The sequence below is a fragment of the Prevotella jejuni genome, assembly GCF_900187995.1.
Taxonomy (GTDB): Bacteria; Bacteroidota; Bacteroidia; order Bacteroidales; family Bacteroidaceae; genus Prevotella; species Prevotella jejuni.
In genome coordinates, this window is record NZ_FZNZ01000006.1 from 104,490 (window position 1) to 123,707 (window position 19,218).

Annotated in this window: 12 protein-coding genes; 3 read left to right on the forward strand and 9 right to left on the reverse strand. The window is 42.3% G+C overall.

Annotated elements, in window-relative coordinates:
• Positions 1 to 290: 290 nt before the first annotated feature.
• On the reverse strand, positions 291 to 3,053 hold the full coding sequence (polA, locus tag CHB62_RS03355; protein ID WP_089365703.1) for a DNA polymerase I: 2,763 nt from the start codon (positions 3,051 to 3,053) through the stop codon (positions 291 to 293).
• Between the two features lie 92 nt (positions 3,054 to 3,145).
• On the opposite strand from polA, the gene CHB62_RS03360 reads away from it, so the two are divergent.
• Complete coding sequence (locus CHB62_RS03360; RefSeq protein ID WP_089365704.1) at positions 3,146 to 4,126, forward strand: polyprenyl synthetase family protein; 981 nt, start codon at positions 3,146 to 3,148, stop codon at positions 4,124 to 4,126.
• Between the two features lie 719 nt (positions 4,127 to 4,845).
• Here CHB62_RS03360 and deoC read toward each other — a convergent pair.
• From deoC to CHB62_RS03395, 7 genes are all read right to left on the reverse strand, one after another.
• Complete coding sequence (gene deoC / locus CHB62_RS03365; RefSeq protein WP_089365705.1) at positions 4,846 to 5,793, reverse strand: deoxyribose-phosphate aldolase; 948 nt, start codon at positions 5,791 to 5,793, stop codon at positions 4,846 to 4,848.
• A 201-nt stretch (positions 5,794 to 5,994) separates the two neighbouring features.
• Positions 5,995 to 6,318, reverse strand: a complete 324-nt coding sequence (locus CHB62_RS03370) for a nucleotide pyrophosphohydrolase (RefSeq protein WP_089365706.1) — start codon at positions 6,316 to 6,318, stop codon at positions 5,995 to 5,997.
• A gap of 196 nt (positions 6,319 to 6,514) precedes the next feature.
• Positions 6,515 to 6,967 carry a D-aminoacyl-tRNA deacylase gene (dtd, locus tag CHB62_RS03375; protein WP_089365707.1) on the reverse strand — a complete coding sequence of 151 codons (453 nt, stop codon included), beginning with the start codon at positions 6,965 to 6,967 and terminating at the stop codon, positions 6,515 to 6,517.
• 31 nt (positions 6,968 to 6,998) lie between these two features.
• Positions 6,999 to 8,834 (reverse strand): excinuclease ABC subunit UvrC, encoded by a 1,836-nt coding sequence (uvrC, locus tag CHB62_RS03380; RefSeq protein ID WP_089365721.1) that lies wholly within the window; start codon positions 8,832 to 8,834, stop codon positions 6,999 to 7,001.
• A gap of 303 nt (positions 8,835 to 9,137) precedes the next feature.
• The gene (locus CHB62_RS03385; RefSeq protein ID WP_089365708.1) at positions 9,138 to 9,668 is read right to left on the reverse strand and encodes an adenine phosphoribosyltransferase; all 531 of its coding nucleotides are present in this window, start codon (positions 9,666 to 9,668) and stop codon (positions 9,138 to 9,140) included.
• Between the two features lie 117 nt (positions 9,669 to 9,785).
• Positions 9,786 to 11,657, reverse strand: a complete 1,872-nt coding sequence (gene mnmG / locus CHB62_RS03390; protein ID WP_089365709.1) for a tRNA uridine-5-carboxymethylaminomethyl(34) synthesis enzyme MnmG — start codon at positions 11,655 to 11,657, stop codon at positions 9,786 to 9,788.
• Between the two features lie 124 nt (positions 11,658 to 11,781).
• Entirely contained in the window at positions 11,782 to 12,597 is an 816-nt protein-coding gene (locus CHB62_RS03395) for a transporter (RefSeq protein ID WP_089365710.1), read from the reverse strand.
• Positions 12,598 to 13,041: 444 nt separating this feature from the next.
• Here CHB62_RS03395 and CHB62_RS03400 point away from each other — a divergent pair, with 444 nt between their 5' ends.
• Both CHB62_RS03400 and CHB62_RS03405 read left to right on the forward strand, forming a co-directional pair.
• Positions 13,042 to 14,247: an MFS transporter gene (locus tag CHB62_RS03400; RefSeq protein ID WP_089365711.1), complete on the forward strand. Its 1,206-nt coding sequence runs from the start codon at positions 13,042 to 13,044 to the stop codon at positions 14,245 to 14,247.
• A gap of 1,081 nt (positions 14,248 to 15,328) precedes the next feature.
• Positions 15,329 to 17,911 (forward strand): glycoside hydrolase family 84 protein, encoded by a 2,583-nt coding sequence (locus CHB62_RS03405; RefSeq protein ID WP_089365712.1) that lies wholly within the window; start codon positions 15,329 to 15,331, stop codon positions 17,909 to 17,911.
• Positions 17,912 to 18,070: 159 nt separating this feature from the next.
• On the opposite strand, the gene CHB62_RS03410 is transcribed toward CHB62_RS03405, so the two are convergent.
• On the reverse strand, positions 18,071 to 18,616 hold the full coding sequence (locus tag CHB62_RS03410) for a hypothetical protein (protein ID WP_240616205.1): 546 nt from the start codon (positions 18,614 to 18,616) through the stop codon (positions 18,071 to 18,073).
• Between the last annotated feature and the right edge of the window lie 602 nt (positions 18,617 to 19,218).

Genomic DNA, 19,218 nt, shown 5'->3' on the forward strand with positions numbered 1-19,218 from the left:
TCTTGTCATGAACAAAATTCGATGAAAGGGGTAGGGTAGGGTCTTAATCCTTTTCTTTTGCGACAGTATAGCCTATTTTTTAGCTATCTAATTGGCCTTATCAGTACTCATGGGGATGCTTTATAAGGACGTAATAAAGCCTTTTCTTATGCTTAGTTGATTATTATAGTCTATTATTATACTTATTATAGTCTATAAAAGAAGCATTATTTGATTTTCTATATACTCCTTATACCTCTTTTTGTAAGCCTCCCCCTGCCTTCAGAGGGACAAGGGGAGGCCTTTTCTTTTTAATGTGCTTCTAACCAGTTTTTGCCCCATCCGGCATCAGCTATCAGTGGGACGTTCAGTGGATATGCGTTCTGCATCTCTTCAATGACAATGCGTTCCACCTGTTCGCGCTCTTCTGGGTAGACGGAGAAGTTAAGTTCATCATGTACCTGAAGAATCATCTTTGAGCGGATTCCTTCTTTCTTAAATCGTTCCCAGATGCGTACCATTGCCACTTTGATGATATCTGCCTCCGTTCCCTGTATCGGTGCGTTGATGGCATTACGCTCAGCAAACCCACGTACGGTGGCGTTACGGCTGTTGATATCAGCCAGATAGCGGCGGCGATGGAAGAGTGTTTCAGCATAGCCTTTGGCTCTTGCCACCTCTTTCGCATGTTCCATATAGGCTTGTACCTTTGGGAATGTGCGGAAGTAGTCTTGTATGAGGTCTTTTGCCTCGGTATTTGAGATGTCCATGCGCTGGGCAAGTCCGTAGGTGGTGATACCATAAATAATACCGAAATTGGCTTGTTTTGCCTTCTTTCGCTGTGCGTCAGTGACCTTATCGATGTCCTCATGCCATATCTTTGCAGCCGTTGCACGATGGATGTCATGCCCCTCACGGAAGGCTTCCATCATGTTTTCGTCCTCAGAAAGGTGGGCCATAATGCGTAACTCAATCTGACTATAATCTGCTGAAAAGAACAGACAACCCTCTTCTGGGATGAAACACTTACGTATCTCCTTACCATCATCCGTGCGTACAGGTATATTCTGTAAGTTAGGATCACTCGAAGAGAGTCGCCCTGTGGCTGTAAGTGCCTGATTAAACGATGTGTGGATATGTCTTGTACGTGGGTTTATCAACTTTGGAAGTGCGTCAATATACGTACTGAGAAGTTTCTTCATCCCTCTGTAATTAAGGATATTACGTACGATAGGACTTTTATTTTCAAGACTCTGAAGCACCTCCTCACTCGTCACGTATTGTCCTGTTTTTGTCTTCTTAGGTTTGTCCATAATCTGCAACTTACCAAAGAGGATGTCACCCACTTGTTTTGGACTTGAGATATTGAACTCTTCACCAGCCTCCTTGTATATTTCCTGCTCGTATTCTTTCATACGTTCAGTGAATATCTTTGACGTATCTTGCAGTGCTTCAGTGTCTAAGCAGACGCCGTTTAGTTCCATATCTGCTAATACACGGACCAAGGGCATCTCTATATTCCAGAAGAGTTCTTCGACGCCAAGCTCCTTTAATCGAGGCTCAAGTACGTTTCTCAGTCGCAAGGTGATGTCTGCATCCTCTGCAGCATACTGATAGATGTCAGTAGGAGAGAGGTCGCGCATGTTCTTCTGCTTCTTTCCTTTTGGACCGAGCAGCTCTTCTATGTGTATCGTCTGATAACCAAGAAGGGTCTCAGCCAGATAGTCCATGTTATGATGTAACTCTGGTTGGATGAGGTAGTGGGCAATCATCGTGTCGAACATCTTTCCTTGTATGGTCACTCCATAGTGGGTTAATACTTCATAGTCATACTTGATGTTCTGTCCGATTTTCATGATTTTGTCGCTCTCATATAGTGGTTTAAATATTTGAACGACTTTTAACGCTTCTTCGTAATTGGCTGGTACGGGGACATAAAAGGCCTTGCTTTCCTCAGCTGAGAAGCTTAAACCTACTAATTCGGCGCTAATAGCATCGGTTGAGGTCGTTTCTGTGTCTATACTAACAAACTTCTTTGTAATAAAAAAGTCACATAATCGACGTAATTCGCCCTCATTCTCAATTAGTTGATACTCATGTTGAGTCGTTTTTATGCACTCATATTTCGCAAATTTGGGTTCACTTGACTCATTGGCCGTGTTTTCTGCAAATAAATCAAGCTGATTGTTGTCGGTTTTTGACTTTACTTCACCTTTGTTAAGAAACTTGTTAATAAGTGTCCTAAACTCTAACTCTTCAAATATCGTACGCAATTTAGCCTCGTCGGGTTGCTCTACTTTGAGTTCATCTAAATCGAGTTGCATTGGAACATCAGTTCGAATCGTGGCGAGGAACTTAGACATCTTTATGTCTTCAACGGCATTCTCTACTTTCTCACGTAGTTTACCTTTTATCTCGTCGGTGTGTTGAAGCATGTTGTCAATGCTTCCGAACTGATTAATTAACTTGGCTGCTGTTTTTTCACCGACGCCCGGACAACCTGGAAAGTTGTCGGCTGTGTCGCCCATCAACGCCAAGAGGTCGATGACCTGGGCTGGGGTAGGGATGCCATACTTGTCTCCTACCTCTTTTTCTCCTATTATCTCATAGCCGCCACCATGGCGAGGACGATACATAAAGACGTTAGGACCGATGAGTTGACCATAGTCCTTATCGGGCGTAAGCATAAAAGTCTCGATTCCATCGGAGCCAAAACGTGTTGCTACAGTACCGATGATATCATCAGCCTCAAAGCCATCTACCTGTAGAATAGGGATGTGCATCGCCTCAAGTATCTGCTTGATAAGGGGCACAGAGAGCTTGATGTCCTCTGGTGTCTCCTCTCGTTGTGCCTTATATTCAGGGAAGGCATCATGGCGGAAAGTCTTTCCATGGTCGAAGGCTACACCGATATGCGTTGGACTCTCCTTTGTAAGCACTTCATTAAGTGTGTTACAAAAGCCCATGATAGCGGATGTATTTAGTCCTTTCGAGTTTATACGAGGGTTCCTAAGGAATGCGTAATAGGAACGATAGATGAGCGCGTAGGCATCAATAAGAAAGAGTTTCGACATAACTAATTATTCTGTTTATGCTGTAAAATTACTAATTTTCTTCCATAATCTCCGATAAAATGAGTAAATTTGTATCAAATTTCAAGTCAAAAATGGATACTCTTTCACTCATAAAACAGCCAATTGAGACAGAATTAGCCGATTTCATCGACCTTTTCAATCATGCTCTCGACCATGAGGATGGCTTGTTGCAGACGGTACTTAACCATATTAAGCAACGTGCTGGGAAGCGTATGCGCCCTATTCTAATCCTCCTGATGGCTAAGAACTTTGGTAAGGTCTCTCAAGCAACACAGCATGCAGCTGTGGGATTGGAGCTTTTGCATACAGCATCACTTGTTCATGACGATGTTGTCGACGAAGCTGATGCACGCAGGGGACAGGCAAGTGTGAATGCTGACTATGATAATAAGGTGGCTGTCTTGGTGGGTGATTATGTTCTCTCAACGGCCTTGTTACATGTTAGTTACACGCATGCTGAGATTATCGTACGTCGTTTGGCGGAGTTAGGACGTACGTTGAGTGACGGAGAAATTCTTCAGCTTTCGAATATTCAGAGTAAGGCTATCACGGAGGAGGTCTACTATAAGATTATTGAACGTAAGACGGCTGCGCTTTTTGAAGCATGTGCTGCTATCGGGGCTGAGTCGGCCAATGCCTCTGAAGAGGAGGTTGAAGCTGCAAGACTATTTGGTAAACACCTCGGAATAGTGTTCCAGATTCGTGATGATATCTTTGATTATTATGACTCTGAGGCTGAGATTGGTAAACCAACGGGGAATGATATGGCGGAAGGGAAGCTTACCCTACCTATTATATATGCGTTGAATTCGACAAAAAACGAGGATATGTTGAATTTAGCTCGTAAAGTTAAGTCACGTGAAGTGACACGCGATGAAATCGACAAAATGGTGAGTTTTGCGAAAGAAAACGGGGGTATTGAATATGCAGAACGTCGTATGTGGGACTTCCATGCTGAAGCTCAGACCTTCATTGATAACTATGTGAAGAGTGATAGTATCCGTTCTTCGCTGCAGGCTTACCTTGATTACGTTATTAAAAGGAAGAAGTAATTAGGCTATCGCAATACTAAAAAGTCCCTTTTCATCGTTAATAAGGTTATTTTTTGGGGTGATTTAAATAGTTTCTCTTTATGTCGATGGATTATACATCACATAAAGAGAAATTCTTTTTATGCCTTTTATAGATGTAGCTGTTGTCTAATATTTATAGGACTATTTGTTGATAATATACGTGTTAGGACTTTGTAAGATAAGGAGAATAGCCTTACATAAGGAGACAGATGGTTTAACATCAGTGCTGATCATCATCTTTTACAATATATTCTATTGATTAGTTGATAGTGATATGTGCTTATAATGATATTATCTGACTATCATCTAATTTCAATAATGTTCTTTAGTGAGTTCTATAAGGCTTTTCTGTGTTGTCTTATTTACTCTACATAAGGGGAAAGGAGATGCTTTTTTTATAGTTGTTCTTACTATTTTTGTGTAATTTTCTTGGCCTTTTCTCCTCTTTTACGGACGGTTTTCTATGGTCTTTTTTACGACTTTTTTCGATAATATAAACTATATATAAAAGTATTATAGACTATATTATAAAATATAATCGAATTTCTTCTTCTCTAAAGGTTGGCTTATTTGTCGTTTTCTTTCATGCTTATATACAACAAAGGGGCATGCCTTGTGGATGCCCCTTGATAGTTCTTTTTATTTTACCTTATCCTTGTCTATGCTATTGCTTTGCACAGACAAGATGATAGAAAAGGTTAGAAGAATTTGGTCTCAGTACCGATAATTTCACTTAGTAATAGGTTGGTCAGACGGCTGGTACCCATGCGGAACCAATAGTTGGTGAGCCATTTCTCACCGAGAATTTCCTTAACAATGGTGTAGTAGATGACTGCGTCCATTACTGTATTTATGCCTCCGGCTGGTTTTAAACCAATCTGTATGCCTGTCTTATCGTAATACTCCTTAATAGCCTGGCACATTACATAAACAGACTCAGGCGTTGCACTAATCTTCTCCTTGCCTGTACTTGTCTTTATATAGTCTGCTCCAGCATACATAGAGAGGAGGGAGGCGGTCTTGATAGCGCGTGCATTGCCAAGGTCACCAGTCTCAAGAATAACCTTCATTGGTACGTCTCCGCACACTTGTTTAAGCTCGTTGATGGTGTCGCATACGCCCTCGTAATCACCAGAAAGGAACTTACCTACTGGCATAACGATATCTATATGAGTTGCTCCATCCTTTATTGCGAGTGCTGTTTCAATGGTTTTCACCTCTAAGAAGGTTTGAGAAGACGGGAAGTTACCCGTCACGTTTGTAATGTCAACACCGTCTATTTCAAGGCTGTCTGCCATTAATTTAGTAAAACAAGGGTAGGCGCAGAGGGCTGCAACATGAGGAAGATCAGGGTACTCACTGTCGAAACGGTTCACTTTCTCTACCATTTCGAGTACTTTCTCTTCTGTGTCTGTTGTGCTGAGGGTTGTAAGTTCAACGCTACCCAATAGGAATTTCTTTACTTCGAGATTGTCGTTCTCTGATACTTTCTCAGCTATTATCTTTGTTACAGCTGCCTTTACTTCCTCGTCAATGATGTTAAGGTTGTACTGAGATAAGGCTTGATCGTACTCGCTCTTTTCGACTATCCCAGCGGCTTTTTGTGCCTGGATGTCTTTTGAAACAGTGTCTTTAATTGTTCCCATGATTCTTTTTAATTATATTGTTTACTTTTAGTTCTGTATAGAATGAGGATGGGGTAGAGGTGTACTTGCATTCTTTAACGTGCGTTGTGTCCGTCGCTTAAGTTTAAAGATAGCTTTTGTTGCTATCAAGACCAGCCTTTTCTTTCCCCTAAATCACCCTTATTTTTTGTATTATAGTCTATTTTATCGGCTATAATAGACCTATTTCAACTTAGGATTGTTTTTATGTCTTTCCTTGTCGCGGATGGTTTTCTTGTCGAAACTCTTGCGTAGTTCCTCTGTGAGATTGACATTAGTTTGATTGGCGAGGCATAGAAGTACCCATAGAACGTCAGCCATTTCTTCTCCTAAGTTAGCCTTTTCTCCCTCCTTGAAGCTCTGGTCTCCGTAGGTACGGGACATCACACGTGCCAATTCACCAACCTCTTCTGCGAGGCAGGCCATGTTTGTCAGTTCGCTAAAATAGCGTACGCCGTTCTCTTTTATCCATTTGTCAACGGCTTGTTGTGCTTCTTCTATTGTCATTGTCTATGATTTCTTTATTTATTGGATGAATGTTTTACGTAGCTTCTCTGTGCTTGAAAGGTAACATAGGGTTTGCAGTCTTTGTTGGTAATAACGATAAAAATCATCGAATCCATCGTTGTTTTTGGCTGTTATATTGCCTTCAAAGCACTTTAATCAGTATCTATTAAATGTGTGGGAATGAGGCATCTGCCTTCTATTCCTTATTCTTTGTATCCATACAGATTGTTACAGGACCATCATTGAGGAGCTCTACTTTCATGTCAGCACCGAACTCTCCTGTGCCAATGGGCTTGCCCATAGCTTTGCTTAGGGCGTCACAAAAGTGATTATAGAGCGGTATTGAGATTTCATGAGGGGCTGCGTTAATCCAGCTCGGACGGTTCCCTTTCTTATAACTTGCCATGAGTGTGAACTGTGAGACGACGAGTATTTCACCATTAACATCCATGATGCTGCGGTTCATTACGCCCATTTCATCGTCGAAAATACGTAAACCTATGATCTTCTTTACCAGCCAGTTTATATCTTCTTCAGTATCGTTTTTCCCAATGCCTAATAGGATCAGTAATCCTGTCCCTATTGAAGACTTTACTTGTTCACCGATAGTAACAGACGCTTGGGTGACCCGTTGTATTACAGTTCTCATATCGCAAATGTACAATATTTATTTTAATTAGTTACTGATTGGCATGGAAATAATTATAGACAATGGTTGCTTTACTTGCTCCGATGGTGTTTGTAAGTACTTGAATATCAGTTTCTTTGATTCTTTTTACGGTCTTTAAAGCCTTTAATAATGCATCCTTTGTCTTCGGTCCGATACCTTTTATATCGTCCAACTCGCTGTGCAGTTGTGATTTAGAGCGTTTATCTCTATGGAAAGAGATAGCGAAACGATGCACTTCATCCTGTATCTGTGTAAGAACCTTGAATAGTTCGCCCTTGATGTCGAGTGCTATTGTTTGCTGAGGAAAGCCGAAGAGGAGTTCATTTGTGCGGTGACGGTCGTCTTTCGCCAGTCCGGCAATAGGGATATTCAGGTGGAGCTCGTCTTCAACAACCTCTCTTACCACCTCCATTTGACCCTTTCCACCGTCGGTAATGATGAGGTCGGGTAGTGGAGACCCCTCCTTTTGCATACGGCTGTAACGTCGTCTTACGACCTCCTGCATGGACGCATAGTCGTCAGGACCTACCACTGTCTTGATGTTATATTTGCGATAATCCTTCTTAGAGGGCTTCATCCCTTTATAAACAATACATCCTGCGACAGCGTCCGAACCAGAGATATTAGAGTTATCAAAGCACTCTATGTGGTAAGGGAGCTTCGATAATTTCAGCTTTTCTTGCAGTTCTCGCATCAAACGTGTCTGTTTCTGTTCAGGATTAAGCTTCTCAGTCTGTTTTAATCGGTCGAACTTATACTGTTTAGCATTCATCTCAGAGAGTTCTAATAGATGATGCTTATCACCACGTTGAGGTATGAAGAATTCAGCATCTTTCACCTTAAAGTCAAGTTCAAAAGGTACGATAATCTCTTTTGCAGTACTGTTGAAGCGTTCTCGTATCTCTGGTATAGCCTCGTTAAGCAACTCTTCATCGGTTTCATCGAGCTTTCTCTTGTATTCATAAGTAAAGCTTTGATTGATTGCACCATTAGTTACATGGATATAATTAATAAACGCATTCTTTCTTGAATCATCACTTACGATAGTGAAAACATCAACATCTGTAATCGTGTAACTTACTATTTCGCTCTTTGCAGCGAAGTTATCGAGAGCCAGATAACGTTGTTTACATATCTCTGCATCCTCAAAGCGCAATTCTTCGGCATACTTTTCCATTTCTAGTTTGAGGAGTTTTTGAACATCACGCGTATTTCCCTTCAATACTTCTCGTGCTTGTTTTATAGCTTCTTGATAATCTTCATAACTCTGTTTATTGATACATGGTGCACCACAATTATGTAGATGATATTCTAAGCAAGGTTTGTATTTACCCTGTTCGATACCTTCTTTCGTAATAGGGAAGCGACAAGTACGCGGTTTATATACCTTCTTAATAATATCAAGAATAGCATACATACTACCAATATGGCTATAAGGACCATAAAAAGTACCATAGCGTTTATTGATAGTACGTGTTTTGAAGATACGAGGAAAATACTCATTCGTTACGCAAATACTTGGGTAAGTCTTGCCATCTTTGAGTAACACATTGTATTTCGGCTTGTATTGCTTGATAAGTTGGTTCTCTATTAGAAGTGCATCTTCCTCTGTCTTAACAACAGAATATGAGATGTCATGAATCTTAGAAACCAACACCTTCGTTTTGAAACGGTCTACCTCTTTATGGAAATAAGATGATACTCTCCGTTTAAGGTTCTTCGCTTTACCCACATAGATAATTGTTTTCTCATTATCATAGAACTGATATGTACCCGGTTTCTCTGGCATATTGAGTACAATGTTCTTAAGGTAAGCTATTCGCTTCAAGTTCTCTTCTTTATTCATTTGGCGTAACTCCTTTGTACAAAGGGCTTTTAAGACGATTTGTTTCACGTGGAACATGAATCGTGTTCCACGTTGTTATGAATCCTGCTAAGCGTCAGCGAGGATAATAGGGGACGTTATCTTTGTTTTAGGAAGATAAGTTCTATCTTCTTGGACAACTTCTTAAAGCAAAGAGGAGCGACCCTTAGTGTTGGCTGCTCCTCCTTGATTTGAATTTATCTCATTCTCACCTTTTATATAATTCAGCTTTTCCACCTTATATATATGGGGTAGGAAAGAACGTTTCTCATCACAGTCTGTTTGTTAGAATTGGAGCAAAGAACTAATTTCAATATCCTTATCAAACTGTTCACGGCTGTTAGGAAATTCCGAATGGAGTTCGATGATGAAATTACAATACACCTTTTTAGGATTGAACTTCTTAACCAAGTCACATGCAGCCTTCATCGTTCCACCTGTTGCAAGGAGGTCATCATGGAGCAGAATAACGTCGTTCTCGTCGATAGCATCCTTATGAATTTCTATCGTATCTACGCCATACTCCTTCTGGTAACTCTCTTGAATAGTCTCACAAGGAAGCTTTCCCGGTTTACGACAGAGTACGATACCAGCACCCAAACGGGTCGCTATGGCAGACGACATGACGAAGCCACGACTCTCGATACCCACGATCTTGGTCACACCCTTATCCTTGTATAAGTCGACCATCTCGTCCGTAATCTCCTTGAGAGCCTCTGGCGATTTGAATAGGGTAGTCACATCACGGAAATTAACTCCCTTGATAGGCCAATCTGGGATACATCTCAGGTTGTCTAATAATAGTTTTTTGTTCATTTTCAGATTGTTATATAGTTTTGTTTTATGCAATTGTTTCACGTGAAACGAGGCCTTTCTCTACCTTATCTGAGGCCTCTCTTGTTCACATTTTTGTACTGTTGAGACCCGAAGACATTATCTCCCCATCAAGACAAGGAGCACATTAATATCGCTTGGGCTTACTCCTGGGATGCGACTTGCCTGTGCGAGCGTCTCCGGTTGGATTTGTTCTAACTTCTGTCGGCACTCTGTTGAGAGGTCATGCAGCTCACTATACTTAAAGTGTCCTTTGATTTTTATATCTTCAAGTCGGTGCATCTTCTCAGCGAACACACGTTCACGTTCAATATATCCCTTGTACTTCAGTTTTATTTCTGCAGCTTCGGCAATCTCTTCTTTACGGTTAGGAGAAGCCTCGATAGCCTCCTTCAAACTTGGAACAACAGCCGAAAGATTATCAAAGTTGACCTGTGGACGTGCAACAAGGTCAACTATCTTCGTTGCTCCCTTGATAGGAGAAGTGCCCAACTGAGCCAAGAATCCATTGACAACCTCGGGCTTAACAGAAGTGTTATTACAGAAGTCAAGGATACGATTGATATGCTCCTTCTTCTGTATCCACCAGTCATAACGGTCCTGTTTAGCTATACCTATATTATAAGCACGCTCCGTCAGACGTGCATCTGCATCGTCTTGGCGTAAGAGAATACGGTATTCCGCACGCGAAGTAAACATACGGTAAGGTTCGTCAACGCCCTTTGTCGTGAGGTCATCAATCAACACACCGATATAACTCTCGTCTCTATTCATCACGAAAGGCTCCTTACCCGCACAGAGTAGGGCAGCATTAATACCCGCCACTAAGCCTTGTCCGCCAGCTTCCTCGTATCCTGTCGTACCGTTCACTTGCCCAGCAAAGAACAAACCCTCGATGACTTTCGACTCCAAAGACTGCTTCAGCTGTGTAGGATCAAAGTAATCATACTCGATAGCATAGCCGGGACGATAAATCTTAGCGTCACGCAGCGCAGGAATCTTGTGTATAGCTTCCAACTGAATATCCCAAGGCATACTCGAAGAGAAGCCATTCAGATACATTTCATTCGTGTCAACACCCTCTGGCTCGAGGAAGAGAGGATGGCTATTCTTGTCTGGGAAGGTTACAAGTTTCGTCTCTATCGAAGGACAATAGCGTGGTCCTGTACTCTTAATCTGCCCATTGAATAGGGGAGAGTCAGCCACTCCACGTCGCAAAACCTCATGTGCTTCCTCATTCGTATTACACGTCCAGCAAGGCAACTGTGGTAGATGACGATGCGGACCATAGAAAGAGAACTGATGATAGTCGGTCTCTCCCGGTTGTGGTTCCATCTCATCAAAGTGTACCGAACGGCGGTCAATGCGTACAGGAGTACCCGTCTTCATGCGGTCAGCACGAATCCCATGGCGCGTAATGCTCTCTGTAAAGTTGTGAACAGCAGGTTCTGCACATCGTCCACCCTCCACCTTTCGCTTACCGATGTGCATCAGTCCGTTGAGGAAAGTTCCTGCTGTGATAACCACTGTACGTGCATAGATGTCAATACCCCATATTGTCTTGACACCCAACACCTTATCATTCTCTACCAACAACTCGTCGGCTTGATCCTGAAAGATGTCGAGGTGGTCCGTATGGTCGAGTATTGTGCGCCATTCCCAGATAAATTTACCACGATCACACTGTGCTCGTGGACTCCAAACGGCAGGTCCTTTAGATCGGTTCAGCATACGAAATTGAATCGCTGTAGCATCGGTAACCAGTCCCATGTGGCCTCCAAGAGCATCTATCTCTCTGACTATCTGACCCTTAGCAATACCTCCGACAGCTGGATTACAGCTCATCTGACCGATTTTATTCATATCCATTGTTACCAAACAGGTCGTTGCACCCATGTTGGCAGCTGCTGTTGCAGCCTCACAACCTGCGTGTCCACCGCCGATAACAAGTACGTCATACTTGAATTTCATCGTCTTTTTACAAAAGTATAGGGGCACAATACCCCTAATTTATATCGTCACAAAATTAAGAAATAAATTCGAATTATATCTATATTATGGATAGAAAAGTTCCTTCCTGACTCCCCTCTTTCGCTTAATTCAGCAGCCACGCAACGCCTAAACCAATGTTACTGTATCGTGAGAACTCGTTGAAAGAGATGTCATAGAAAGTGTTTACGTACAGACGTGGTGATACCTTATAAGCCAATCCCGCCTCACTCATAAAGTTGAAGTGGCTGTCTTGTCCTGGTTTAGCCCAATCGTCCTGTCGTTTTGAGTTATATCTATTATAGCTCTCAACGAAGAAACTCCATCTTTCTGACGGTTGATACGTGAGGTTAGCACCAAGGAAAAGGTCGGGACTCTCGGTGTCTCCGTTCCATTCAGCTCCCAAATCATAGCCTAAGGTGAACTTACTACTCAGCTCGTTTTCGAACAAGAGGTGAGCTTGAAAGCCCAAATGCTTAGGTAGATAGTGTGCGTTACTACCGCCAGGGATGAGCATCGTGCCCATAAAGGCAACCTTTGGAAACACCTTCCCACCCTCATATACCTTGATTTTCGTACCGATAGTGGCATTAGCGATACCTCCAAAGTTCCCTTCAGGCGTATGAGTAATACATTCATCAATCTGTAGTCTCACTTCCGCCTGAGGTGTCAGTCCGAGTCGAAACATAGATGTGTTGATAGTGAAGGTACGTGCGTATTCGCCGTTCCTCCTGTCCCATTCGAGTCCGATACCTGTCTCCCAATCAATCTTTCCTTGCTTCATGATGTCGACACCAGTCGTTGCGCCGGGTGCATCTGGTGAGTAGTCAATCGCCTCTTGTGCCATAGAGCGCACAGAGCCAAGCATAAGGAGAGACAGACATAGAGTTCTCCTCAAACCACTAATAAGATAGGCTATCATAGTCTTCTTTCTCTTTGATAATGTTTCAGTTTGTTTTAATGTGAATTACAGTCCCCTATCTGTACTATTATCCTTTGATACTCATCTTCATATAGGGGACTATCATGCCAGCTACAAAGATACGCATTAATCGGTTGAAAACAATCTTTTTAGGGTTAAAGTATGCCTTATCCTCGAAAATCACAGCTGTTTTGCGCTCTGTCTTATGGCTAATAACCCTCCTTTCTGTCCCTTTCTATCTTTGTGTTAACGTTCCACAGATGTTACAATACTGCCCCACAGAAGTTGTACTAATGTCCCGAACCCTCTTAAGCGGTGGTGTTGTCGACGAAAGAAATCAAACGCCTAAACAGGCGGCAAGGCCTCATGGTTATTACGCCATACGTTCTTTGTTTATAAAGATAATGTGTAACTTTGCATGTTTGGACATAATAACAGAAAAAAATGGAACTAATTAAAAAGACAGAAGAAAGCAACGAAGAACGCACAGCCTTAGGTATTCTGCTCACGATAAGTTTTTGTCATCTCTTAGACGACACGATGCACTCCATGCTACCAGCTATCTATCCGATGTTGAAAAGTGAGTTTGGATTATCCTTCTTTCAGGTGGGTATCATAACGTTAGTACTACAGTTAACCTCCTCCATCATCCAGCCCTTCGTCGGACTCTATGCCGACAAGCATCACGGTTGGTGGCAGTTACCAGTGAGTATGGTGTTCACGCTTATTGGTATCTTTATGCTTTCGTATGCCGATAGTTTCCTTGTTATCTTAGTCTCAGTGTCGTTGTTTGGCTTAGGCTCTTCTATCTTCCATCCGCAAGGTTCGCAAGTAGCGCAGCAAGCCTCTGGTGGTCGCAATGGTTTAGCACAAAGTATTTTCCAGGTAGGAGGCAATGGTGGCTTTGCAGCAGGACCATTGTTTGCAGCTCTGATAGTGATACCAGTCGGCCTGAGTGGTGTACGCTGGTTTGCTGTCGTAGCCCTTCTTTTAGCCGTAATACTAATTTTTATAGGGAAGTGGCACGTCAAACAACTGAAAGTTGTCCGTAAACGGAGTAGGGCACGATGGACCACAGCAAAGAACTATAGCCGTCATCAGATCTATGGATTTGTCTTTATCCTCTTCATTTTGATGTTTTCTAAGAACTTCTATACAGAGAGTATGGTCAGCTATTTCACCTTCTTTCTGATAGAGAAATTCGGTGTCTCTATTCAAACCTCCCAACTCTGCCTGTTTGTTTTCTTAGCGGCAGAGGTCGTCGGAACGCTCCTTGGTGGCTGGATAGGCGACCGCTACGGGCGTAAATACGTGATATGGTTCTCTATCTTTGGTGCAGCGCCATTCACAATCATGCTCCCTTATGTGGGTAGTCTTGCTGGAACAAGCATCTTATCAGCTATCATCGGACTCATCATAGCATCAGCTTTCTCTGCAATATTGGTCTATGCAACCGATCTTATGCCCAATCATATCGGTACGATAGCCGGTATCTTCTATGGACTCTCGTTCGGTCTTGGTGGTCTTGGAAGCACTTTCTTTGGTTGGTTAGCCGACCAAACGAGTATTCTCTTTGTCTTTAAGGTCAGCACGTTACTCCCCTTGTTAGGTATTATAGCCGTCTATTTGCCAAAGATGAAGCGTGAGTAGGGTGATAGCCGTCAACACTTTTTGCCCTTTCTCCACGTCTGCTGCCATACTCGAAGTCCTTTCTACGGTTAGGCATAGTTATCTGTCAGTCGTTTATGTGTACTGGTAAGAATGATAGCAATTCTCTCTCTAAATTAGTTAGGGGTGTTAAGGGTAATAGAGGTAAGAATTATTCAATAGCTCATCCAACGTGTTGAATGACGTTTTATTTCTTTCACTCCAGACATTAAAATACTCTGCAAGGTCGTAAAAAATAATTACATTGCGTCGAGCTAAACTCCTTCAATAAAAGAGAATAAGATTTCTTGTATTTAAGCCTATAACTTTCAATAAATCAATACGTTATAAATAGCGTTTGAGAAGACGCCTTTCTTGCTCCAAGAAGGGCGTCTTCTATATGCAAGAAGGGCATGTTCTCGAACGTAGAAGGGCATGTTCTTGATGCTTCCTCGGCCTCTTCTCGAGCGAAGAGGAGAATAGTTGCTGAAAAATCCTAACATTCCCTCGCTATCTATCCAGCCTCCTGTCTTCTTTTGTTGGTAGTCTTATAGAGGTCGCTTCGGTGATTTCTCTCATAGATAAACACAGATGTTTGTTTATAGGAACAGTTCCACAGAGGTCTGTTTATGCATGCGATGTCGCGGAGATTACAGCCAATAGTAGCGAAAATGCTCTGTGTTCTCTGTCGGTCGAAGGGCGTCCGTGGTCTCTAAACATGTGCTGAAAGCTTCTGTAAGCTCTGTGCCCTCTGTGAGAGATAAGACTCCCAAGGACCTTTACGAGTAGCCTTATAGCGGTAAACTTACATTCTCCTCTCCCATTCGTTACTTTTCTTCGGTCAGTGAGTTTTGGCTTGTTATGGAGCTGAGGTAGCTTATATAATGGATACACCAGCGTGCCAGAAATCATGGAATAAGTGTATAATCTTACAAGAAAAGCGTTATTTACGATAGTACAGGTCGTTTAATTCCAATTAATTCATTATCTTTGTGGCATCAATCAATTTTATTACGCAATAATAATCACACATGCTTGTTCGATAGGTAAGGGCAGGCAGGAATCTAAACATTAATAAACCTACATGAAACAAAAGAAGTTTTTAGTGACTTTCGCTTTGGGTCTCTGTGCCCTAACGGCAGCCCATGCACAGGATAATGACTTCGACTTAGGCAGTCAACGTTCGGAAGTGCAGTTAGTTAATCCTGTTCCTGGTAAGAAGATAGACCATCAGGGACTCGTTATTAACCCTACACCACGTTACGTGAAACTGACAGGTGAGGGAACAGTAGACATCAGTGGTGGTGTTAAACTTGACCAACCGCAGCCTGCTCGTAAGCAGAGTTGGGACTATTGGACTGATCTTAACTTCCTTTCTCGGGCTGAGAAGGGCTTCCCAATGAAGATACAATTAGTAAAGATACCTGTTGTTTTGAAAGATGGGGAGAAGAGTGGGGCCGATGTAGACGGTGCTTACACACTAAGAATAACCAAGAAAGGAATCACACTTATGGCTGCTGATGACTTAGGAGTGTTCTATGGCATTCAGACACTACGTCAGATTATGGAGAACCCATCCGTAGAAGGCGGTAAGAAACTACCTTGTTTGGAAATCGGCGATGAACCAGTATTCGCCTATCGTGGTGTTGTTGAGGGTTTCTATGGTACACCATGGTCACATGCAGTGCGTCTTTCATTGATTGACTTCTACGGTAAGTACAAGATGAATACTTATATCTATGGACCAAAGGACGACCCTTATCACAGTTCTCCTAACTGGCGTCTGCCTTATCCAGAGAATGAGATGAAGGAAATTAAGGAACTTGTTGCAGCCTGCAAGAAGAACCGTGTAGACTTCGTTTGGGCTATTCATCCAGGTAAGGACATCAAGTGGAACGAGGAAGACTATCAGAATCTTAAGCACAAGCTCGACCTCATGTATCAAGCTGGTGTTAAGTCGTTTGCTATCTTCTTCGATGATATTTCAGGCGAGGGAACCAACCCTAACCGACAAGTAGAGTTATTGAATCGTTTGACAAAGGAGTTTGTAAAGGCGAAGGGCGATGTTGCTCCGCTGATTATTTGTCCTACAGACTATTCTAAGTTATGGGCAAAGGCAGACGAGAACGGACCATTGAGCATCTATGGTAAGACCCTCGACCCATCTGTACGTGTGTTCTGGACAGGCGATGTTGTTTGTAGCGATGTGACAAAGAGTACGCTCGATTGGGTGGACAGTCGCATTAAGCGTCCTGCTTTCTTCTGGTGGAACTATGCCGTAACAGACTATGTTCGCAACCTTGTCTTGCAGGGACCTGTCTATGGTTTGGATACTTCGCTCACCGCAAAAGATATGTGTGGACTCGTCAGCAACCCTATGGAGCATGGAGAAGCATCAAAGCTCTCTCTCTACAGTGTGGCCGATTATACATGGAACCCATCTGATTATAACCCAATCGACAGTTGGGAGCGTGGCTTGGAAGTGATGATGCCACGTGCGAAGGACGCTTACCGCACCTTTGCTATCCATTCTGCAGATACGGAAACAGGCTATCGTCGTGACGAGTCTTGGGAGACTGAGACCTTCCGTTTGGCTGATTACACTAAGGAGAAACGTGATAAACTATACGAGGAGTTCGAGCGTGTGGCTAAAGCACCTGCTGAAATTGAGGCTGGTTGCACAGATAGTTTGTTGATGAAGGAGCTGAAGCCTTGGCTGACTGAGTTCGCTAAGTTAGGCGAACGTGGTAAGAAAGCTATCGAACTGATGGACCTCTATCGTAGTGGTGACAACTTGAAATTCTGGAGTCAGTACGTTAAGAGCCGTATGACCATGGACGATAAGAATGCTTATGAGGCACATAAGTCGGGCACAATGAAATTGCAGCCGTTCTATGACGTCGCTATGAACGACCTCGGTGATGCTTTCTATGAGAAGCTCTCAGGCGAGAAAGCATTCACATTACGTGGTATCGGGTCTTATAAGAGCCTAAAGACGACACAAGCAGGATTGATGCTTGATGGCGATAGTACACATTACACCTCTGGGGAAGCTCAGAAGGCTGGTGACTGGATGGGTGTTGCCCTCCCTGAACCAATGGCTGTGCGTGAGGTGCATATCCTTCAGGGTCGTAACTCTAAGGATGATTGTGACTTCTATGACCATGCAACACTTGAATATTCGGTTGATGGCAAGACATGGAAGCCAATGTTAGGTGATTTGAAGAACCAGTATGACATCCTTTGGCAGGGTGAGCCGGTGCAAGCACGTTATATTCGTTTGCGTCGTCTTGACTCCGACCGTAAGAACTGGGCTGCTATTCGCTCGTTCGTAGTGGTTCCTGATGGTGCTGCAACACTTGAGTTTGGTAGTACTAACGCTGCTTCTGATGCCGTCCTTCGTGCGTTCGACCATCAGCCAAGTACGTCTTTCAAGAATACAGGTGCTGTTTCGTTTGAGGTACCAAGTGGTATGACTTCTTATACCTTCCTTCTCTCATTGCCAGAGGGTGGCTCTGTTCGTATTTGCCAGTATGATAAGCGCAACAAGCTAAAGGCTGAGTTCACTTCTAATGAGCCTTTCTTCACTGTTGATGTGGCAAAGAAAGTAACGCGTATGGAGCTGATTGGCAAGGCGGAAGTGTTCGAGATTATTCCAAAGAAGTAAGATATTGATTGACGAGGTGACGAGTCTACAAGTAGACAAGTTGCTTGTTGAAAGACAACAAATAAATAACAATAGGGACAGACGATGGCGTCTGTCCCTATTGTTTGTGATATGTTCGAGTGAATGATAATCTAAGAAATGAGGTGAATAAGCCCGAATTTATTTCTTTACGTTAAAGGTTAACACTGAACCTTTCTTCAAGATAATCCTTCGATTGGAATTGTCACTAAACAAAGGAATGTCTTTGGTGCAAGTCAACGTTAGGATTTCTCCGGTCTTAGTCTTCTTATATTGATGCCTTAAGTTTTTGATATGCGAATCACAGGCACCATCATATTCGTTTATATGATAGTCTTCTTTATTGATAGTCAGACTTAATACGTCTGCATAAGCATAGGTACTGTATTGTACGCTTACGCCGTTAAAATGAGCGTTGTAAACCTTATAGGACTTGTCGCACACGTCATCTTCGTCAGGTTCAATCATGAAGTATGCTTCTGGAGCTTTCCCCTTAATGGCGATTGTCTTACCCGCAACGATATGGAGGTTGGCATAAGCATCCATAGATAGCCCTATCTCGCTTTTACAGTTGTTGAATATTGATCTCAAAAAAGCTGGTCTGCTCTTGTAGTCCAGATTGTTATCTTGTGCGTTAATAGCTATGCAGGACAATGTAAGTAATAAGCTTAAAATAATCTTTTTCATTGCTTAATTCTTTAATGTTGATACATTCATTCATTAGAATTCTGTGAATGTTCGAATTCAATAAATGCTTTTCGTCACCTTTGTTTGCGAATAGTAGCTGTTTTATCGCTGTTCTTGTAAAGTAGCATTGATATTGCTGCAAATGTAGATAATAGTTTTTAAATAAACAAACGTTGGATGGATTTTAGATAGGTTGACTTTGTTTTCGGTATTTGCTAACAATAAGTTACCTCTACTTCGGTAACATACAGCAAGGATAAAAACGGTATGGACTATACTAAACAACTATTACCACAGAACTACGAATTACGCAAATTGCACTAAGACAGAGGGGACAGAATGGACTATGCTTTTAATGTTCTCAGACAGAATGACATAATGACAGGAAGAGACTTAAAAGCTCAGAACTATTGGAGATTTTAATGTTCTCAGACAGAATGACATAATGACATAGAGTGACTGAAAGCTCTTACATAGACGAAATGACATAATGACAAAGAGTGGATGAGGGGCAGAATGAAGATGGCTTTGAATGTGTATAAGATATTAAACCTTTGTTATTTAGTGTTGTATCAATTGCTTTTATGAAATTATATGATTAC